Origin of the sequence: Frankia nepalensis, assembly GCF_016786325.1 — a bacterium.
In the GTDB taxonomy this organism is placed as follows: domain Bacteria; phylum Actinomycetota; class Actinomycetes; order Frankiales; family Frankiaceae; genus Pseudofrankia; species Pseudofrankia nepalensis.
Genome location: NZ_JADWYU010000005.1, coordinates 1 through 1,180 on the forward strand (window position 1 = coordinate 1; position 1,180 = coordinate 1,180).

General features: G+C 68.2%; 1 protein-coding gene. It reads left to right on the forward strand.

From position 1 onward, the window contains the following. The coding region (locus I6A81_RS00035; RefSeq protein ID WP_203008547.1) for a beta-ketoacyl synthase N-terminal-like domain-containing protein at positions 1–1,180 on the forward strand (1,180 nt) is incomplete at both ends.

A 1,180-nucleotide genomic window follows, 5' to 3' on the forward strand; every position in this document is an offset into this window, starting at 1 on the left:
ATCGCCATCGTGGGTATGGCGTGTCGTTTTCCGGGTGGGGTTGGTTCTCCTGAGGATCTGTGGGATCTGGTGGTTGAGGGGCGTGATGGTACGGGTGATTTTCCGGTGGATCGGGGGTGGGATTTCGGGCGGTTGTTCGGTGGGGGTGGTGCTGGTTCTTCGGTGACGCGCCGGGGTGGTTTTCTGCGGGGGGCGGGGGATTTCGACGCGGAGTTCTTTGGGATTTCGCCGCGTGAGGCGTTGGCGATGGATCCGCAGCAGCGGGTGTTGTTGGAGGTGTCCTGGGAGGCGTTCGAGCGCGCCGGGATCGACCCCACCACCCTGCGGGGGTCGCGCACCGGCGTGTACGCGGGGCTGATGTACCACGACTACGGCCCGCACCTGCATCTGCCCGTGGAGGGGGCGGACGGCCACCGGCTGACCGGGACCCTCGGCAGTGTTCTGTCGGGTCGGGTGGCGTATGTGTTTGGTTTGGAGGGGGCGGCGGTGACGGTGGATACGGCGTGTTCGTCGTCGTTGGTGGCGTTGCATGTGGCGGTGGGGGCGTTGCGGCGGGGGGAGTGTGGGGTGGCGTTGGTGGGTGGGGTGACGGTGATGTCGTCGCCGGGGACGTTTGTGGAGTTTTCGCGGCAGGGTGGGTTGTCGGTGGATGGTCGGTGTCGGTCGTTTGCGGCGGGTGCGGATGGTACGGGGTGGGCGGAGGGGGCGGGGGTGTTGGTGTTGGAGCGGTTGTCGGACGCGGTGCGGGAGGGGCGTCGGGTGTTGGCGGTGGTGCGGGGTAGTGCGGTGAATCAGGATGGTGCGTCGAATGGTTTGACGGCGCCGAACGGCCCGTCACAGGAACGTGTGATCCGGGCGGCGCTGGCCGCGGCGGGATTGGGGCCTCAGGACGTGGACGCGGTGGAGGGGCACGGCACCGGTACTCGTCTGGGCGATCCGATCGAGGCCGAGGCGTTGATGGCGACGTATGGGCGGGGGCGTTCGGGTGGGGAGCCTTTGTGGTTGGGGTCGTTGAAGTCGAATGTGGGGCATGCGCAGGCGGCGGCGGGGGTGGGTGGGGTGATCAAGATGGTGATGGCGTTGCGGGCTGGGGTGTTGCCGGGGTCGTTGTTCGCGGGTGAGCCGTCGGGGTTGGTGGATTGGGAGGGGGGTGGGGTGCGTTTGTTGGCGGGGGCGCGGG